The 18,719-nt window shown below is 73.2% G+C and carries 10 protein-coding genes; 8 read left to right on the forward strand and 2 right to left on the reverse strand.

Annotated features, from left to right (window positions below):
• Window positions 1–78 precede the first annotated feature (78 nt).
• On the forward strand, window positions 79–1,203 hold the full coding sequence (locus tag AB0F29_RS19060) for a GuaB3 family IMP dehydrogenase-related protein (RefSeq protein ID WP_097870356.1): 1,125 nt from the start codon (window positions 79–81) through the stop codon (window positions 1,201–1,203).
• 84 nt (window positions 1,204–1,287) lie between these two features.
• Here AB0F29_RS19060 and AB0F29_RS19065 read toward each other — a convergent pair whose 3' ends face one another.
• Window positions 1,288–1,998, reverse strand: coding sequence for a hypothetical protein (locus AB0F29_RS19065; protein WP_361873437.1), 711 nt, complete (start codon window positions 1,996–1,998; stop codon window positions 1,288–1,290).
• Window positions 1,999–2,128: 130 nt separating this feature from the next.
• Entirely contained in the window at window positions 2,129–3,391 is a 1,263-nt protein-coding gene (locus AB0F29_RS19070) for a nucleotide sugar dehydrogenase (RefSeq protein ID WP_361873439.1), read from the reverse strand.
• 242 nt (window positions 3,392–3,633) lie between these two features.
• Here AB0F29_RS19070 and AB0F29_RS19075 point away from each other — a divergent pair, with 242 nt between their 5' ends.
• From AB0F29_RS19075 to AB0F29_RS19105, 7 genes are all read left to right on the forward strand, one after another.
• A complete protein-coding gene (locus AB0F29_RS19075; RefSeq protein WP_361873441.1) occupies window positions 3,634–5,340 on the forward strand; it encodes a glycerol-3-phosphate dehydrogenase/oxidase in 1,707 nt (568 codons plus the stop codon).
• A 260-nt stretch (window positions 5,341–5,600) separates the two neighbouring features.
• The gene (locus tag AB0F29_RS19080; RefSeq protein WP_361873443.1) at window positions 5,601–7,724 is read left to right on the forward strand and encodes a serine/threonine-protein kinase; all 2,124 of its coding nucleotides are present in this window, start codon (window positions 5,601–5,603) and stop codon (window positions 7,722–7,724) included.
• A 278-nt stretch (window positions 7,725–8,002) separates the two neighbouring features.
• Window positions 8,003–11,236, forward strand: coding sequence for a protein kinase (locus AB0F29_RS19085; protein WP_361873445.1), 3,234 nt, complete (start codon window positions 8,003–8,005; stop codon window positions 11,234–11,236).
• A 193-nt stretch (window positions 11,237–11,429) separates the two neighbouring features.
• Window positions 11,430–13,184: a serine/threonine-protein kinase gene (locus AB0F29_RS19090; RefSeq protein WP_361873447.1), complete on the forward strand. Its 1,755-nt coding sequence runs from the start codon at window positions 11,430–11,432 to the stop codon at window positions 13,182–13,184.
• Between the two features lie 116 nt (window positions 13,185–13,300).
• Window positions 13,301–14,968 carry a serine/threonine-protein kinase gene (locus AB0F29_RS19095; protein WP_361873449.1) on the forward strand — a complete coding sequence of 556 codons (1,668 nt, stop codon included), beginning with the start codon at window positions 13,301–13,303 and terminating at the stop codon, window positions 14,966–14,968.
• A 173-nt stretch (window positions 14,969–15,141) separates the two neighbouring features.
• Window positions 15,142–16,758 (forward strand): succinic semialdehyde dehydrogenase, encoded by a 1,617-nt coding sequence (locus AB0F29_RS19100; protein ID WP_361873450.1) that lies wholly within the window; start codon window positions 15,142–15,144, stop codon window positions 16,756–16,758.
• A gap of 60 nt (window positions 16,759–16,818) precedes the next feature.
• Entirely contained in the window at window positions 16,819–18,699 is a 1,881-nt protein-coding gene (locus AB0F29_RS19105; protein WP_361873452.1) for a GMC family oxidoreductase, read from the forward strand.
• Window positions 18,700–18,719: the final 20 nt, after the last annotated feature.

Consider the following 18,719-nt stretch of genomic DNA (forward strand, 5'->3'; position numbering starts at 1 on the left):
CGGAGTTCCCGGTACCGCCCCTCACTCCTGTGTCGGGGATACTGGTCAGCGCAGACGTAGAGGGAAAGGCCACACATCGTGACTGAGATCGAGATCGGGCGCGGCAAGCGCGGCCGCCGGGCTTACGCATTCGACGACATCGCTGTCGTTCCGAGCCGTCGCACCCGGGACCCGAAGGAGGTCTCGATCGCCTGGCAGATCGATGCCTACCGCTTCGAGCTGCCGTTCCTGGCCGCTCCCATGGACTCCGTGGTCTCCCCGCAGCACGCCATCCGGATCGGCGAGCTCGGCGGTCTGGGTGTGCTGAACCTGGAAGGCCTGTGGACCCGGCACGCCGACCCGCAGCCGCTGCTGGACGAGATCGCCGGGATGCCGGTCGAGTCCGCGACCCGCCGGCTCCAGGAGATCTACTCCGCCCCCATCCAGGAGGAGTTGATCGGGCAGCGCATCAAGGAGGTGCGCGACTCCGGCGTCGTCACCGCCGCCGCGCTCTCCCCGCAGCGCACCGCCCAGTTCTCCAAGGCGGTCGTCGACGCGGGCGTCGACATCTTCGTCATCCGCGGTACGACGGTCTCCGCCGAGCACGTCTCGGGCGCGGCCGAGCCGCTGAACCTGAAGCAGTTCATCTACGAGCTGGACGTCCCGGTCATCGTCGGCGGCTGCGCCACGTACACCGCCGCCCTGCACCTGATGCGGACCGGCGCCGCCGGTGTCCTCGTCGGCTTCGGCGGCGGCGCGGCGCACACCACGCGCAACGTCTTCGGCATCCAGGTCCCGATGGCCACGGCCGTCGCGGACGTCGCCGGGGCCCGCCGCGACTACATGGACGAGTCCGGCGGCCGGTACGTGCACGTCATCGCCGACGGCGGCGTCGGCTGGTCCGGCGACCTGCCGAAGGCCATCGCCTGCGGTGCGGACGCCGTGATGATGGGCTCCCCGCTGGCCCGCGCGACGGACGCGCCCGGCCGCGGCCGCCACTGGGGCATGGAGGCCGTCCACGAGGACGTGCCGCGCGGCAAGCTGGTCGACCTCGGCTCGGTCGGGACGACGGAGGAGGTCCTCACCGGCCCTTCGCACACCCCGGACGGTTCGATGAACATCTTCGGCGCCCTGCGCCGCGCGATGGCCACCACCGGCTACAGCGACCTCAAGGAGTTCCAGCGCGTCGAGGTGACGGTGGCGGACTCGCAGCACCGCCGCTGACCTCCCGTACGTATACGGAAGGGCCCGGACCGATCGATTGTTCGATCGGGCCGGGCCCTTCCGTATGAATCCTGCGGGGTGCTCTCAGCCGGCCTTCTTGGCGCCACCGACGGCGGCCACCGCGCCGAGGGCGAGGAAGAGGTAGGTCATGAAGTCGGCCTCCTGCGACCAGGCGTCCGTCACGGTGCCGAAGTGGTCGCCGATGACCTCGGAGAAGGGGATCTGCGCCAGGTCGGAGAGGACCATCGAGATGCCGACGAGCTGCCCGAGGTAGACGGCGCCGATCGAGAAGACGGCCGCGGCGCCGATGACCGCGGGGTTGGAGCCGCCGACCTTGCTGGACGCGAAGCCCACCAGGAAGCCGACGCCGACCGCCGCGTAGCCGACCTCGCGCTCGATCGAGCCCGCGATCACGCCGTACAGGATGCCCGCGACGACGGCCGCGCCCAGGGCGACCAGCACGCCGAGCATGATGTTGTTGTCGCGGGCCGGGGGCGCCGGGGCGAAGGGCGCGCCGCCGCCGAACGGGGCGCTCTGGCCGGGCTGCTGACCCGCGAACGGGTTGCCGGTCGGGGCCGGGGGCTGCTGGCCGTAGGGGTTGCCGGTCGGGGCGGCGGGGGCGGACTGCCCGTACGGGTTGCCGGTCGGCGCGGCGGGGGTGGGCTGGCCGTACGAGTTGCCTGTCGGTGCGGCGGGGGTGGCCTGGCCCGGCTGGTCGGCGTACGGGTTGCCGTCGACGGGCTGCCCGCCGTAGGGCTGCTGGGGCTGGTTCGGCGGCTGCACGGGCTGACTCACGGTGGGGCTCCCCCTGGATGGCTGCGCACGCGTGTGCGGTTGCGCACGTATGTGCGCGCTGTGACGCCGCAGGGTAGCAGTACGCACCGGAATCGGTCACCGGCAATCCTTTTCGGCCTCCCGTACGTCCTCAGAGCCGGTGCGCCGCCCCCGCCGGAGTGGCTCCCCGGGTGTCCAGGAGCAGTTGGGCCTTGACCGCGAGGCCCTGGAGGTCGTAGGTGCGGTGCTGCTGGAGCAGTACGGTCAGGTCGGCCGCGGCCGCCGCCTCGTACAGCGAGTCGGCGCGCGGGACGGGCCGTTCGCGCACCCGCCAGTCCAGGACGTGCGGGTCGTGGTAGCCGATCTGGGCGCCCATGTCCATCAGCCGGGCGGCGATCTCGCGGGCGGGGGCGGCCTCCTGGTCGGCGCTGTCCGGCTTGTAGGTGACGCCGAGCAGCAGGACGCGCGCGCCCCGGACGGACTTGCCGTGCTCGTTGAGGAGGGTGGCGCAGCGCTGGATGACGTAGCTGGGCATCCGGTCGTTGATCTCCTGCGCCAGCGAGACCATCCGCAGCGGGTGCCCGGGGGTGCGGGTGCTGTAGGGCAGGCAGCCCGGGTCCACCGGGACGCCGTGTCCGCCGACGCCGGGTCCCGGCCGGAAGGGCTGGAAGCCGAACGGCTTGGTCTCGGCGCACCGGATGACGTCCCAGAGGTCGACGCCGAGGTCGTGGCAGAGCACCGCCATCTCGTTGACCAGCGCGATGTTGACGTGACGGAAGTTGGTCTCCAGCACCTTCGTCATCTCCGCCTCGCGCGGTCCGCGGGCCCGGACGACCTTGTCGGTGAGGCGTCCGTAGAAGGCGGCGGCCGACTCGGTGCAGGCGGGGGTGAGGCCGCCGATGACCTTGGGGGTGTTGGCCAGGACGTGGGTGCGGTTGCCGGGGTCGAGCCGGCTCGGCGAGCAGGCGAGGTGGAAGTCGCGTCCGGCGACGAGCCCGGATCCCTCCTCCAGCAGGGGGCGCAGGACGTTCTCGGTGGTGCCGGGCGGCACGGCGGACTCCAGCAGCACGGTGGTGTGCGGGCGCAGCCGGGCCGCCAGTGCGCGGGCGGCGTCGCGGAGCGCGGTGAGGTCGATTGCCCGGTCGGGGCCGAGCGGGGTGGGGGAGCAGATCACGGCGGTACGGACCCGGCCCAGCTCGGCGGGGTCGGTGGTGGGCCGGAAGCCGCCGGAGAGCATGCGGCGGATCTCGGAGGCGGTGAGGGTGCCCTCGACCGGGCTGCGGCCCGCTCCGAGTTCCGCGTAGGGGCGTGGGTCGGGGTCGTAGCCGACGGTGTCGATCCCGGCGGTCACGGCGGCCTGGGCGAGGGGCAGGCCGAGGTGACCGAGTCCGATGACGGCGAGGTCTGCGGGCATAGAGGAAGACCCCCTAAGTGCGGAGAGCGAAGATCGCAACTGCTGTGGACAGTGCAATGTCAGACTAGGCGTAAATATGACCTATATGTCGCATTGTGTGGCTCCGGTCGCCCGGGTGTTGTCCACAGGCGGTGGCTGAACTCGGGGAGCGCGGACAGAATCGAGGAGTGGACACGGGCGGCCGGCCCCTCGGCCGGGTGGCACTCCCGTGTCCGACCACCCCGATCCACCGGGAGGCAGCAGTGAGGACAGCGACACTGGGACCCGCCGAGCGCACCGTCGCGCTCGCCGCCATGGCCGAGCGCGAACTGGACGTGCTGGTCGTGGGGGCGGGCGTGGTCGGCGCGGGCACGGCGCTGGACGCCGCCACCAGAGGCCTCTCGACCGGCCTGGTCGAGGCGCGCGACTGGGCGTCCGGCACATCGAGCAGGTCGAGCAAGCTGATCCACGGCGGGCTGCGCTATCTGGAGATGCTCGACTTCGCCCTGGTCCGGGAGGCGCTCAAGGAGCGCGGGCTGCTCCTGGAGCGGCTGGCCCCGCACCTGGTGAAGCCCGTGCCCTTCCTCTACCCCTTGCAGCACAAGGGCTGGGAGCGGCTCTACGCCGGCTCCGGCGTCGCGCTGTACGACGCGATGTCGGTCTCCTCCGGACACGGCCGCGGCCTCCCCGTCCACCGCCACCTCTCCCGCAAGCACGCCCTGCGGGTCGCCCCCGCGCTGAAGAAGGACGCCCTGGTCGGCGCCCTCCAGTACTACGACGCACAGATGGACGACGCCCGCTTCGTCACCGAGCTGGTGCGCACCGCCGCGTCCTACGGGGCCCAGGTGGCGAACGCGGCCCGGGTGATCGGCTTTCTCCGCGAGGGCGAGCGGGTCGTGGGCGCGCTGGTGCGGGACGTCGAGGGCGGCACGGAGTACGAGATCCGGGCCAAGCAGGTGGTCAACGCGACCGGTGTGTGGACCGACGACACCCAGGGGCTCATCGGCGAGCGCGGACAGTTCCACGTCCGGGCGTCCAAGGGCATCCACCTGGTCGTCCCCAAGGACCGCATCCACTCCTCCACCGGGCTCATCCTGCGCACCGAGAAGTCCGTCCTCTTCGTCATCCCCTGGGGCCGGCACTGGATCATCGGCACCACGGACACCGACTGGGACCTGGACAAGGCCCACCCGGCCGCCTCCAGCGCCGATATCGACTACCTCCTCCAGCACGTCAACTCCGTCCTCAACACCCCGCTGACCAGGGACGACGTCCAGGGCGTCTACGCCGGACTGCGACCGCTGCTGGCCGGCGAGTCGGACGCCACCAGCAAGCTGTCGCGCGAGCACACGGTGGCCCACCCCGCGCCCGGCCTCGTCGTCGTGGCGGGCGGCAAGTACACGACGTACCGGGTCATGGCCAAGGACGCGGTGGACGAGGCGGTGCACGGACTCGACCAGCGGGTCGCCGCCTGCGTCACGGAGGACACCCCGCTCCTGGGGGCCGAGGGATACAAGGCCCTGTGGAACGCGCGCGCCCGGATCGCGGCCCGGACCGGACTCCATGTCGCCCGGGTGGAGCATCTGCTCAACCGGTACGGCTCAATGACCGAGGAGATTCTGGAACTGATCCTCGCCGACCCCACCCTGGGCGAACCCCTGCCCGCCGCCGACGACTATCTGCGCGCCGAGATCGTCTACGCGGCCTCCCACGAGGGCGCCCGCCATCTGGACGACGTGCTGACCCGGCGCACCCGGATCTCCATCGAGACCTTCGACCGGGGCACCCGCAGCGCCCGGCTCTGCGCGGAGCTGATGGCGCCGGTGCTGGGCTGGGACGAAGGGCGGATCGACCGGGAGGTCGAGCACTACGAGAAGCGGGTGGAGGCCGAACGCGAATCGCAGCGGCAGCCCGACGACCTCACGGCGGACGCGGCCCGGCTCGGCGCACCGGACATTGTGCCGATCTAGGACACGCCCTCCCGGAGTCCGCGCGTCTCTGTGGCGCGGTCACCGCCCGTCTTCACCGGGCCAGTTGGGCTCCGCCGGCCCGGTGGGGCGGCGGGGGCTGCCCGGACCGGCCTGGACGGGGAGGCCGGGTTGGTAGGAGGCTGTGGGGGCTTCCCTCTTCGAGCCGCGGCGCGGCGGACCCCGGACCCGGCACCAGGACCGGTCCCGGGGTGAGGGACAATGAACGCTCTGCCAGGGCGGGTTGATCGCAGAGGGGACGCATGTCGGAGGCGGAGCAGGCACGGGAGCCCCAACGGGACAAGGACGGTCGTCTCCTCGCGGGGCGCTACCGGCTCGGTGAGGTGCTCGGCCGAGGCGGCATGGGTACGGTCTGGCGCGCCGACGACGAGACGCTCGGCCGCACGGTCGCGGTCAAGGAACTGCGGTTCCCCGGGGCGATCGACGAGGACGAGAAACGCCGGCTGATCACGCGCACACTGCGTGAGGCCAAGGCGATCGCACGGATCCGCAACAACAGCGCGGTGACCGTCTACGACGTGGTCGACGAGGACGACCGCCCGTGGATCGTCATGGAGCTGATCGAGGGCAAGTCGCTCGCCGAGGCGATCCGCGAGGACGGCACGCTGACGCCGAGGCGGGCCGCGGAGGTCGGGCTGGCCATCCTCGACGTGCTGCGCTCGGCGCACCGCGAGGGCATCCTGCACCGCGACGTGAAGCCGTCCAACGTGCTGATCGCGGAGGACGGGCGCGTCGTGCTCACCGACTTCGGCATCGCCCAGGTCGAGGGGGACCCGTCGGTCACCTCCACCGGCATGCTCGTCGGCGCACCCTCGTACATCTCGCCGGAGCGGGCCCGCGGTCACAAGCCGGGCCCGCCCGCGGACCTGTGGTCCCTCGGCGGACTGCTGTACGCGAGCGTCGAGGGCTGCCCGCCGTACGACAAGGGCTCGGCCATCGCCACCCTGACGGCCGTGATGACCGAACCGCTCGACCCGCCGAAGAACGCCGGACCGCTCACCGAGGTCATCTACGGGCTGCTCGCCCGGGACCCCGACCAGCGCCTCGACGACGCCGGGGCGCGGGCGTTGCTCAACGACGTCATCAATGCCCCCGACGTTCCCGCTCCGGCCCCCGCGGACTCCACTCAGATCATGGCGCTGCCGCCGGCGCCCGCCGCCGACCCCCTCGTCAAGAGGACGCCGAAGCAGCCCAAGGCCCCGAAGCCGCCGAAGCAGCCCACCGGGTCGGGCGAGTCCGGCGGCGGTTCCCGCGACCGGCTGCGCGGAGCCCTGCGCTCCGTGCGCAACGCGAAGACCCCCGCGGCGGCCGCGGGAGCCGCGGCGGGTGCCGCCGCCGCGTCGGCGGGCTCTCCGGCCGTGGCGGCCGGCGGACCGCCCGCCACCCCGCCCAAGCCTCCTTCACCGCCCGGGACTTCCGCCCCGGGTGCGAAGCCCGCCGCGTCCGACCCGGCGACCGCGAAGGGAGCCGCCGCGGCGACCGCCGGCGCCTCGAAATCCGCGGCGGCGAGTGGGTCCGTACCCGGGCAGCGCCCGCCGTCCTCGGTCGCGTCCACGCGTGCCTCGATCACCGACGTGGTGCCCCGCCGCACCCTCGCGATCATCGCGGCCGTCGTCGCCCTGGCCCTTCTCGGCACGGTCCTCGCGCTCACGCTCGGCGGCGACGAAGCGGACAAGGGCGGCGACACGGCCGCCTCGGCCGGAGCCTCGGCCGGCGGCGCCGACGACAAGGCCGGCGACACCGGCGGCGGTTCGGCCGGCGAGAAGGGCGACGGGCAGAAGGAGGGCCAGGGAACGGGCGACGGCCGGGCCTCCGCCGACCCGTCCGCCGACGACGACTCCGGCGACGCCGACGACTCCGGTTCCGACGACGACGGGGACGACGGGGCGGCCCCGGGCGACGCCCTGCCCGCCGGGTACGAGGAGGTCACCGACGCCCGGTTCCACTTCACCATGGCGATGCCCGAGGGCTTCAAGCGCACCGACATCGCGGGCAGCAACTCCGGCGGCATCTACAACGACAAGCGGGGCAGCTTCCCCCGCGTCCAGGTCGACTTCAACAGCTCGCCCAAGGACGACGCGGCTGCCGCCTGGCGCGGGGCCGTCGGGAGCGCCAAGGTTCTCAGCGACGGCTACAAGCACGGCAGCATAAAGAAGGTCGAGTACAACGGCTATCCGACCGTCGCGGACTGGACGTTCGAACGCAACCACAACGGCGTCCGGGTCAAGGTGCTCAACCGGGGGTTCAAGGTGGACGCCAAGCGTGGCTACTCGATCATGATCAGCTGCAAGGTGGGCGAGTGGGAGGACGACGAGTGCCGGACGCTGCGCGAAACGGCGTTCGCCACGTTCACGCCCACTGACTGACCGCTGGGCACGTGCCGACTGCGCGCCTGGGCACGTGCCGACCGACCGCCTGGGCACGCCCGTCGACGGGTCGGGAACGCCCTGGACCGGTCGGTGGGAAACGTTTGTGCGGACCGGGTTGGCGCGACCCGGCCCGGCGGCCCGTGTTGCCACGTATCGTAAGAGGCCGGGGACCGTACGCAGCCGGAACAGCGGGTCAATTGTCCGCCGAATGACCGTGACCGACGGATAAGTGCGCCTCCGGTGACCGGGGGAAGAGCGCGCTCTGGGGAGGCGTCGTGGACGACTACGCGGGTCGGGTGCTTGCCGACCGCTACCGCCTTCCGCTGCCCCCGTCCGATGGGTACGAACTGGCCGAGACCCGGGCGTTCGACACGTACAGCGGACAGGAAGTCCTGGTCCGCCAGGTGCCGTTGCCGGAGATCGTGGACGCGGAGGTGCTCGACGCCGACGGCCGGCCCTCCGCATCATCCGGACGCGCCCCCGGGCGAGCGGTCCGCCGCAGCACGGACCCGGCGGTCCGGAGGGCGATCGAGGCCGCGCAGGCCGCCGCCCAGGTGCCCGACCATCCCCGGCTCGACCAGGTCTTCGACGTGTTCGCCGAAGCGGGCTCGTTGTGGATAGTGAGCGAGCTCGTCGCGGCCCGCCCGCTCGCCGCCCTCCTCGCCGAACGCCCCCTCAACCCCTACCGGGCGGCCGAGATCGGCTCCGACGTGCTCACCGCCCTGCGGGTGCTGCACGCCCACGGCTGGACCCATCGCAACATCACCGTGCGCACGGTCCTGGTGTGCGACGACGGCCGTGTCATGCTCACCGGTCTCGCGGCGGGCGCCGCCGAGGAGGCGCTCTGCGGATACGCCCCCGGACCGGCGCCCGACACCGACCCGGTGGCCGGCCCCACGACGTACGGCATCCCGGCCTTCGAGGCCGCCCCGCCGAGAGCGCTCGACGGGGCCTACGCGCTCCCGGCGGCCAGGAGCGAAACGGAGTACGCACCGGTCGACGGCTACGGATCCGTCGACGACGGCCAGGGCTACGCGGCCGTCGAGGAGCACACGGAGTACGCGGACGCGGACGCGGACGTCCAGGAGTACGCGGAGTACGTGGAGTACGCGGACGATGCCGTGGACGTGGACGTGGACGTCCAGGAGTACGCCGGTGACGACGGCGACCGGGGCGACGGTCGGGCGGACCGGCCGTACGGGGGGGACCGGCCGTACCGGGCGGACCAGGGGCTTCCCGTTCCGTCGCTGCCGCAGGGTTATGCACCGCGCCAGGACGACGACCGGGACGGCGAGAGGGACGACGAGAGGGACGACGACCGGTACGGCGACCGGGCCGAGGACCGGTCCGGCGACCGGTACGACCTGCCCCCGGGCGGCCCGGAAGCCGAGCGCTTCGCGTCGCACGCCGGCCAGGAGATCGTCCCGCGCCCCGCCGCACCCGCCGTCCCGTACACCGCCGTGCCGCCCCCCGCCGAGCCGGGCGCCGCGAGCGCCGCCCAGTTGCGGGCCGCGCGCGCCGGAGCCATCGCCGCCTACCGGGCGGGCGCACGGGCCGCCGCCCGGGTCACCGAGGACCGGCAGCAGACCGACCGCGCCCCGGCCGACCTCACGAAGTCGCCGCCGGAAGGGCGCACGCCCGCCCCGGGCACCAGCGGAATCACCGGAGCCGGAGCCGGAGCCGGAGCGGGAGCGGGAGCCGACGCGGACGCCGACACCGGCATCCTCCCGCCGCAGCGCCCGGCGCCCGGGGCCCCGGCCCCTGGCGCCCCCGTGGCCCCCCACCTCACCTCCCCCTGGGGCCGGCCCGCCGAGGGCCCCTATGACGACGAGGACGACGAGGACGACGAGGACGGCCCCCGGCCGCCGGGCCGCCGCGTGCACCTCGCCGGGACGTGGGACGACGGACCCGGTGCGCGGCCCGTCTCCGCGGGCGGTTCCGGCGAGGACGCGCTGCGCGCCGACTCCCGGCGGCCCGGCCCGGCGGCCCCGGCCCCCAAGCAGCTCGCCCGCACCGCACCGCCCCGGGACGGGCGGACCGCCCCCGGCGCCTGGGAGGAGGCCGTCGCGGGCGGCGACGAGCCCGCCGTCTACCGGGGCCCCGCCACCCCGCTCGCCGCCGAACGCGCCCGCCAGGCACGTATCGCCGTCGTCGGAGCCGTCACCGAGCGCTGGGCCCCCGAACAGGCGGGTCCCGTCCACGAGAACTGGCAGCTCGCGCCCCCCATCGGCCCCGCCACCGACCTGTGGGCGCTCGGCGCACTGCTCTACCGCGCCGTCCAGGGCCACGCCCCCTACCCCGAGGAGAACGCGGCCGAGCTCGTCCAGATGGTGTGCGGGGAGCCGCCCGCCTTCGCGGAGGAGTGCGGCCCGCTGCGGCCCGTCGTCGAGTCGCTGCTGCGCCAGGACCCCACGGAGCGGCCGGACTTCGAGGAGCTGCGCGGCTGGCTGCGCTCGCTGGTGCGCTCCGCGCCGGAGCCGGAGGCGGGCGCCGACGTCGTGCCGCTGCCCGCGCCCGACGCCGCCCGGCTCCCCGTCGTACGCCGCCGGGGCGAGCTGGTCCGCCGGCGCCGGGGCCGTTTCGGCGGCGGCTCGGCGCACGGCAGGCACCGCCAGGGGAAGCGCCAGCAGCAGCCGCCGAAGCAGCGCGGCGGCGGCAAGCAGCGGGACCGGCAGGAGTCGTTGCTGCCGCCCGACCGGTCCGTGCGGATGCCCGTGGAGACCTGGGAGGAGGAGCGTCCGGCCCGCGCACCCCGTGCGCCCAAGGGGCCCCGGGTGCTGCGGGAACCATCGCGCCGGGGCGAGGAGTCCTCATCGCCGCGCAGCCTGGGCCGGCTGCTGCTCGTCCTCATCCTGCTGCTGATGGCCGCCGCCGTCGCGTACGCCGTGATGTTCCTGCCGAAGCAGGAGCCGGGCAAGGACAGCGGAGCGCCGACGTCGCCCGCCGGCTCCGCCGCACCGCCCGCCGCCTCGGGGGAGCCCGAGCCGTCCGCCTCGGGGGGCGGGTCCGCCGATCCCGGCTCCCAGCAGCCGCAGACCAGCCGGTCGGCCGTGGCGCTCGCCCCCGGCTACGCCCTCCGTGAGGACGCGGAGGGGTTCGAGGTCGGCGTACCGAAGGACTGGCAGCGCAGCCCCGCCAACGCGGACCGGCAGATCCGCTACGGCAGCGACGGGTTCACCCTGCTCGTGGTGCCCGGCCGGGACACGGTGAAGGCGGGGGGCGGCGATCCCCTGGACTACCAGCGGGAGAAGGAGCCCGAGCTCCAGCCGTTCCGCGACTCCACCTGGTCCTCCTCGTCCGGACTGCGCCGGGTCGACGTCGGCCGGCAGGCCATGGCCGAGGGGCAGTTCACCTGGCAGGAGAGCGGCGGGCGTGAGGTGTACGTCCGTAATCTCGCCATGATCGTCGACGGCAGATACCACGTCATCCAGGTGATCGGGCCCGAGAGCGACCGGGACAAGGTCACCGAGATCTACGAGCAGGCCATCGCCTCCTACCGGGTCACCTGACCGCCGGTCACACCCGACCGCGCGCGTGACCGTCCGTTCCTGGGCCTGATCACACGTCATCGCTACTGCTCCGGCACGGGCGTTGTGCGGTGCCGACAACCATCACAGTGCGGTCTCGTGGGCGATCCCCGGTTCCGCCCCACCGCCGCGCCTCCGTAATCTGGCCATTCGAGGAACGGGGCGGGGACATCACGTGGATCGATCACAGAGCACGGACGCGGGACTGGTGCTGGCGGGGCGCTACCGGCTGGGCGACGTCCTCGGCCGGGGCGGCATGGGCAAGGTCTGGCGCGCCCACGACGAGGTGCTGCACCGCACGGTCGCCGTCAAGGAGCTGACCGCCGGGCTGTACGTCGCCGAGGCCGACCGGCTCGTCCTGCACGCCAGGACGCAGAAGGAGGCGCGGGCGGCGGCGCGCATCACGCACCCCGGCGTCGTCACCGTCCACGACGTGATCGAGTACGACAACCGCCCCTGGATCGTCATGCAGTACGTCGACGGGCCCTCGCTCGCCGACTCCGCCAAGGAGAGCGGCGAGCTCGCCCCGCGCGAGGCGGCCCGGATCGGGCTGCACGTGCTGAGCGCCCTGCGCGCCGCGCACGCGGCCGGGGTGCTGCACCGCGACGTCAAGCCCGGCAACGTGCTGCTGGCGCGCGACGGGCAGGTGCTGCTGACCGACTTCGGGATCGCCGCGATCGAGGGCGACTCCACCATCACCCGGACCGGCGAACTGGTCGGCTCCATCGACTACCTGGCCCCGGAACGGGTACGCGGCGGCGACCCCGGACCGGCCTCCGACCTCTGGTCCCTGGGCGCGACGCTGTACACGGCGGTCGAGGGGACCTCCCCGTTCCGCCGTACGTCCCCGATCTCCACCATGCAGGCCGTCGTCACCGAGGAGCCGCCCGCCCCGGTCAACGCCGGCCCGCTCGGCGCCGTGATCACCGCGCTGCTCCGCAAGGACCCGGACGACCGGCCCACCGCCGCCCAGACCGAGCAGATGCTGCTGGACGCGATGGACGGCCGCGAGCCCCGCGCCGCCCAGGCGCACGTGCCGACCCAGCGCTTCTCCGAGGACGCCCGGTACGCCCACCGGGACGCGAACGGCCCCGGCGGCCCGGACGGTTCCGGCAGCCCGAACGGCGCCGACGGTTCCGACGGCGCCACCGCCCGGCTGCCCGGAGCGACCCCCGCCACGACAACGCCCGCCCCCGGCCCGGACGCGGCCGCTCCGGTCACCGGCCCCGCCTCCGCCCCGGTGACCCGGCGCGCCAAATCCCGGTGGCGCACGGTGCTCGTCGTGGTCGTCGCCGCCGCCGTCCTGGGGGGCGCGGCCGGGCTGTTCGCGATGAAGTACCGGGAGGGTTCGGACGCCCCCGGCGGAACGAGCGGCGGCACGGTCGCCGGCGGCACACCGTCCCCGGAGCGGAGCTCCACGGAGCAGACCTCGCCGGATCCGGCCGCGTCGTCGGAGGGGGCACCGGAGATACCCGACGGCTGGCACCGGGTCGACGACCCGGCGGGGTTCAGCCTGGTCGTGCCGGTGGACTGGACCCGGCAGGTCCAGGACGGGCAGATCGACTACACGCCGGACGGCGGGGCCCACCGGATCCGCATCAGCGTCGACCCGGACCCGGACTTCGAGCATCCGTATCTGCACACGGAGAACATGGAGGAGCAGCTCTCCGAGCGGCTGCCGGGGTATCAGCGGATCGGGATGGAGAAGAACACCTTCCGCGACCGGCCGGGCGCCCTCTGGGAGTTCACCTGGAACGAGACCAAGGACCACCCGGGGCCCCGGCACGGGATCGACCAGATGTACTACGGCGGTCCCGGCGGCCCCGAGTACGCGCTGTATCTGACGGCCCCGCAGGAGGGCTGGGAGGCCAGCCGCGAGAAGTTCGACATCATGCTGCGCAGTTGGAGCGCCCCGAAACCCCAGCAGTGAGCATCGGCGCCCTGCGGGTGCCGATGCTCCGGCCGGGTCGCGAGACGGTCACGGCTGCGCATCCGGTCTCCACCCCCGGTGGTGTCCGGCCCGGCGCGTGATCCAGGATGGGGTACATGACAGATCACGGGGGATGGGCGAACCAGCCCACCAGCTACGGACTCCAGCCGCCGCAGACACCGGGCGGCTTCGGCGCGCCGCATCCCGCGCCGCATCCCTCACCCCCGGCGCACGTTCCGTCCCCGACCGTCCACGCGAGCGCCCCGGACAGCGCGGTGAACCGGCTGATCGGCGGGCGCTACCGGCTGCTCGCCCGGCTCGGCCACGGCGGTATGGGCACGGTGTGGCGGGCCCACGACGAGGTCGTCGACCGGGAGGTGGCCGTCAAGGAACCGCGCGTACCGGAACACCTCGGCGAGCGCGAGCACAGCATGGTGCACCAGCGCATGCAGCGCGAGGCGCGGGCCGCCGCCCGGATCGACCACCCCTCCGTCGTGACCGTCCACGACGTGGCCGTCGAGGACGGCAAGCCGTGGATCGTCATGGAGCTGGTGCGCGGCCCGTCGCTCGGCGACCGCCTCCAGGAAGGCACCCTGGACCCCCGCGAGGCGGCCAGGATCGGACTCGCCGTCCTCGACGCGCTGATGGCAGCCCACGCGATCGGCATCCTGCACCGGGACGTCAAGCCGGACAACGTCATGCTCGGCACCGGCGACCGGGTCGTCCTCACCGACTTCGGGATCGCCCAGGTCGAGGGCGAGCAGCAGCTCACCGAGACCGGGGCGTTCGTCGGTTCGCCCGAGTTCATCTCACCGGAGCGGGTCCTCGGGCAGCGCCCCGGACCGGAGTCGGACCTCTGGTCGCTGGGCGTCGTGCTGTACGCGGCGGTCGAGGGGATGTCCCCGTACCGCCGCTCGCACACCCCGGCCACCCTCCAGGCCGTGCTGTCCGCCGAGCCGCAGGTGCCCGCCCGTGGCACGGGCGCGTTCGGCGCCCTCGTCATGCAGCTGCTCCGCAAGGACCCCGCGGCGCGTCCGCCGGCCGCCGAGGTCCGGCGGGCCCTCCAGCAGCTGGCGTCCCCGGCCCCGGCGCAGGCGACCTCCGCGTACGGGACGGTCCCCGTGGGCGGAAGCGGAGGCGGTGGCAGCAAGTGGGTGCCGCCCGTGCTGCACCGCAACCGCGTCGCGCAGTTCGCGCTCGGCGGCGGGGCGCTGGCGGTGGCGGTCTCGCTCGTCCTGCTCCTGCTGAACCCGTTCGCGGGCGACGGACCGCCCGAGGGCTGGCAGGTCCGGCCGGAGAACGAGGTGCTGTCGGCGGACGTCGCCGTGCCGGAGGAGTACAAGCGGGTCCAGGAGGACGGCGAGGACGAGCTGGTCTGGTACGCGGACCCCAGCGGCGTCTTCGAGATCACCTTCTGGCACCGCTCCCCGAAGAGCGAGGACACCATGGACGACAACCCCGGCGTCGACCCGAAGGCCCGCAAGGAGTACTACGAGGAGGGCTCGTCGAGCTCCACGGACATGGAGGAGGCCTCCGTCACGTACAAGGACGCCACGCACGAGGGGCGCAAGGCGGTCGAGATGACCACCGAGTTCGTCCCCTACCCCTCCTCCGGCGACGATCCGGTGCGCTACCGCCTCCGGGAGCTGCTGATCCCGGGCAAGAAGGAGAACGACCCCTACTGGCACGTGCGGGTGCGGATGCCCGCCAAGGGGGACGCGGCGAAGGACGGCGACGCGATCTTCACCAAGGTCACCGAGGGGCTGAAGATTCACGCTTCCTGAGCGCCGCGGGCCGACCGCCGTGGGGCGATCGGCCGCATAGCCACTGATCAGCGGTTATATCGCCAGCGATCACTGGCTCGTTCGAGGAGGGTGTCCGGCGTAGGTGGGGGGTCCTGCGAAAAACTGTTACCCACGGGTACCCAAAGGCTGCGGCTGGACATACTCTCGGCCTCATGACGGACTCGCAGGCCCCTGACGCCCCTCTCGGTACGAACCCCGTGGCGGCCGCCCCCGCCGGTGTGCGCACCGCCGCCGACGTGGTCACCCCCGAGGTGATCGCCCAGCTGACCCGTGGCGTCGTCGGGTCGGGCCGCACGGCCAACCACACCCCCTTCACCGGGGAGAAGCTGGCCGACCTGCCCGAGTCCACCCCCGAGGACGTCGCCACCGCCTTCGACCGGGCCCGCGCCGCCCAGCCCGTCTGGGCCGCCGTCCCCGTACGGCAGCGGGCCGCCGTCCTGCTGCGCTTCCACGACCTCGTCCTCAGCCGCCAGTCCGAGGTCCTCGACCTCATCCAGCTGGAGACCGGCAAGGCCCGCCTGCACGCCCACGAGGAGGTGCAGGCCGTCGCCGTCGCCGCCCGCCACTACGGGCGCAAGGCCGCCGCCTACCTCAAGCCCCGCCGCCACACCGGCGTCGTCCCGATCCTCACCAAGGTCACCGAACTGCGCCAGCCGCGCGGCGTCGTCGGCCAGATCGCCCCCTGGAACTACCCTCTCGAACTCTCCGTGGGCGACGCGCTGCCCGCGTTCGTCTCCGGCAACGCCGTCGTGATGAAGCCCGACACGGAGACCGCGCTCACCGCCCTGTGGGCCCGCGACCTGCTGATCGAGGCCGGACTGCCCGCCGAGGTCTTCCAGGTCGTCCTCGGCGAGGGGCCCGTCGTGGGACCCGAGGTCGTCAGCCGCGCCGACTACGTCTCCTTCACCGGCTCCACCCGCACCGGCCGCGAGGTCGCCGTCGGCGCCGCGTCCCGGCTGGTCGGCGTCTCCCTGGAGCTCGGCGGCAAGAACGCCATGCTCGTGCTGAAGGACGCCGACGTCGAGAAGGCCGCCGCCGGAGCCGTCCGCGCCTGCTTCTCCTCCGCCGGACAGCTCTGCATCTCCATCGAGCGGCTCTACGTCCACGAGTCCGTCGCCGACGCCTTCGTGGAGCGCTTCGCCACCCGGACGAAGGCCATGCGGCTCGGCAGCGCCCTCGCCTACGGGGCCGACATGGGCTCCCTCGTGGGCGAACGCCAACTGGAGGCCGTCACGCGCCACGTCGACGAGGCCGTCGAGAAGGGTGCGAAGCTCGTCGCCGGCGGCGTCGCACGCCCCGACATCGGCCCGCTGTTCTACGAGCCGACCATCCTCGACGGGGTGGAGGCCCCGATGGCCGTCTGCACCGAGGAGACCTTCGGACCGGTCGTCTCGATCTACCGCTTCAGCGACGAGGACGAGGTGATCGCGCTGGCCAACGCCACCCCGTACGGCCTCAACGCCAGCGTCTGGACCACCGACTCCAAGCGGGGTCACGCGGTCGCCGCCCGGCTGCGCACCGGCACCGTCAACATCAACGAGGGGTTCGCCCCCGCGTACGGCAGCGTCCAGGCCCCGATGGGCGGCATGAAGGACTCCGGCCTCGGCCGACGGCACGGCTCCGAGGGCATCCTCAAGTTCACCGAGGCCCAGACCATCGCCCAGCAGCGGCTGATGCCGCTCGCGCCCGCCTTCGGGATGGACGACGAGAAGTACGCCGCGCTCATGACCAGCAGCCTCAAGGCGATGAAGGCGTTCCGGCTGCGCTGACGCCCCGGGGGGCCCAGCGACTTCCGCCCTTTTCGTACCGATCCCGTTCCGAGGAGTGCCATGTCCCAGGACAGCCCTGCCCAGAAACAGGCCGTGAGCCATGTCCCGGCCGAGGACGACGCCGCGTACGACTACGACGTCCTGGTCGTCGGATCGGGCTTCGGGGGCGCGGTGTCGGCGCTCCGGCTGACCGAGAAGGGGTACCGGGTCGGGATCCTGGAGGCGGGCCGCCGCTTCACCCCCGGCACCCTCCCCAAGACCTCCTGGGACCTGAAGAACTACCTCTGGGCCCCCGCGCTGGGCCTGTTCGGCATCCAGCGCGTCCACCTCCTCGGCAACGTCATGGTGCTCGCCGGGGCGGGGGTCGGCGGCGGATCGCTCAACTACGCCAACACGCTGTACGTGCCGCCCGCCCCGTTCTTCGAGGACCGGCAGTGGGCCTCGATCACCGACTGGCAGGACGAGCTGAAGCCGTACTACGACCAGGCCCGCCGCATGCTCGGGGTCCGCCTCAACCCGACGATGACCCCCTCAGACATCCACCTCAAGGCCGCGGCCGAGGCCATGGGCGTCGGCGACACCTTCCACCTGGCCCCGGTCGGCGTCTTCTTCGGCGACGGCAAGGACGCCGACGGCGCCGCGAGGGCCAGGCCCGGCTCCACCGTCCCCGACCCGTACTTCGGCGGCGCGGGCCCCGCCCGCAAGGCCTGCACCGAGTGCGGCGAGTGCATGACGGGCTGCCGCCACGGGGCCAAGAACACCCTCAACGAGAACTACCTCCACCTCGCCGAGCAGGCCGGAGCGGTCATCCACCCGATGACCTCCGTCGTCGCGGTCACCGACGACCCCGAGGGCGGCTACCGGGTCCTCACCGTCCCCACCGACCGCCGCCGCAGGGCGAAGCCCACGAAGCTGCGCGCCCGCAAGGTCGTCGTCGCCGCGGGCACGTACGGCACCCAGACCCTGCTGCACACCATGAAGGACCGGGGGCTGCTGCCCCGGCTCTCCGCGCGGCTCGGCGAGCTGACCCGTACCAACTCCGAGGCGCTGGTCGGCTCCCAGACCAGCGACCGCCGCTACCGCAAGAAGCACGGCACCGCGAAGGCCGACTTCTCGCGGGGCGTCGCGATCACCTCCTCGATCCACCCGGACGACAACACCCACATCGAGCCCGTCCGCTACGGCAAGGGCTCCAACGCCATGGGCGCGATGTCGATACTCCAGGTGCCCTACGGGGCCCACCGGGTGCGCGGCTGGCTCGCCAACATGGTCAAGCACCCTACTCTCGCCGCCCGTTCGCTCTCCAACCACCACTGGTCCGAGCGCACCATCATCGGCCTGGTCATGCAGTCGCTGGACAACTCCCTGACGACGTACCGCAAACCGGGCGGCATCGGCAAGGGCCTGCTCACCGCCCGCCAGGGCCACGGCGCGCCCAACCCGACCCAGATACCGGAGGCCACCCACAGCGCCACCCTGCTCGCCGAGGAGATCAACGGCTTCGCCGGCTCCAACGTCGGCGAACTGATGGGCACCCCGCTCACCGCCCACTTCCTCGGCGGCTGCCCGATCGGCGCGAACGCCGACGAGGGCGTCATCGACCCGTACCACCGCCTCTACGGCCACCCCGGCATCAGCGTCGTCGACGGCTCCGCGGTCTCCGCCAACCTCGGCGTCAACCCCTCGCTGACCATCACCGCCCAGGCCGAGCGCGCGATGTCGTTGTGGCCCAACAAGGGCGAGGCGGACCCGCGTCCGGAGCAGGGCGAGGCCTACGTGCGGCTCACCCCTGTCGAGCCGCTCGCGCCGACCGTGCCGAAGGAGGCGTTCGGCGCGCTGAAGCTGCCGTTCCTGGGCATCCCCGTGGTGCCGCCGAAGGGGACGGCGGAGGCCGGGGCGGACGTGAAGGGCGTCGGGAACACCCCCGTACCCAATCCGTGATCTTCCTCCGGGCAACTCTT

Source organism: Streptomyces sp. NPDC026589, from assembly GCF_040638385.1.
Classification (GTDB): Bacteria; Actinomycetota; Actinomycetes; order Streptomycetales; family Streptomycetaceae; genus Streptomyces.